The 811-nt window shown below is 54.7% G+C and carries 2 protein-coding genes; one reads left to right on the top strand and one right to left on the bottom strand.

Features of this window, described 5'->3' with window-relative positions; translation table 11 throughout:
• Positions 1 to 248: 6,7-dimethyl-8-ribityllumazine synthase (locus tag RMSM_RS22800; RefSeq protein WP_040769064.1), on the top strand; the 248-nt coding region annotated here is incomplete at its 5' end.
• Positions 249 to 251: 3 nt separating this feature from the next.
• On the opposite strand, the gene RMSM_RS22795 is transcribed toward RMSM_RS22800, so the two are convergent.
• Positions 252 to 811, bottom strand: a 560-nt coding sequence (locus RMSM_RS22795) for an alpha/beta hydrolase family protein (protein ID WP_040769062.1), incomplete at its 5' end; no start/stop codon positions are given.

The following is an 811-nucleotide window of genomic DNA, read 5'->3' as shown; positions in this document are numbered from 1 at the left end:
TGATCGCTGTGNTTACGCTGGGCTGCGTTATCAAAGGCGAGACGACTCACGACGAGCATATCAATCGCGCTGTCAGCGAAGCGTTGATGCGATTGTCCATCGAAACGGATTCGCCAGTCGGTTTTGGGTTGCTGACCTGTAACACCGTCGAGCAGGCGCTGCAGCGCAGCGGTGGAAACGTGGGTAACAAAGGCGAAGAAGCTGCCGAAGCCGTGCTCGAGCTGCTCAGGCTCGGCGAGAAAGTGTAAGTCTTATTGCTTGAAGAAGTCGATTGCGGCGGGAATACCCGTTTCGATCATCGGCGTGTAGTGGTCGCCGGTGACGCGTATATGGGTGGCGTCTTTTCCGGATAGCCGTAGCATTTTTTGAAAATGCTCGGCGTCTGCCAGCGGCACGTTGGAATCATCAATGGCGTGAAAGATCAACAGTGGACAGTCGAATTCGTCGACGTGATTCAGTGGTGATGATTCAGAGACAAATTGTTTGATCCCCGGCAACATCATTCGGTAGGTCACATCCGCCGTCATCTCCTCCATCCGGCTTTCGAGATCGTAGGCCGCTGCGAACGCCGCACAGCGGCTGATTCGCGGTTCGGTTGCTGCCAGCAGCAAAGCAAGGTTTCCCGCCGAGCTGTGGCCGGCGCAGTAGATCTTTTGAGGGTTCACGATCGCGATTTTTTTGATCGCATACTCAACGGCGTTGCGTCCGTTCACGATTCCTGCTCCGGCATTGCGAAATTTTTGGTACGCCTGCGGAAGTGATTTCAGATAAATCTGATCATCGTGATCTGCACTCGCTGGCATCGCGCCGT

Origin of the sequence: Rhodopirellula maiorica SM1 (genome assembly GCF_000346295.1) — a bacterium.
GTDB lineage: Bacteria > Planctomycetota > Planctomycetia > Pirellulales > Pirellulaceae > Novipirellula > Novipirellula maiorica.
Note: the sequence above shows the minus strand (reverse complement) of the source record. Positions and strands in the feature narration are given on the sequence as shown.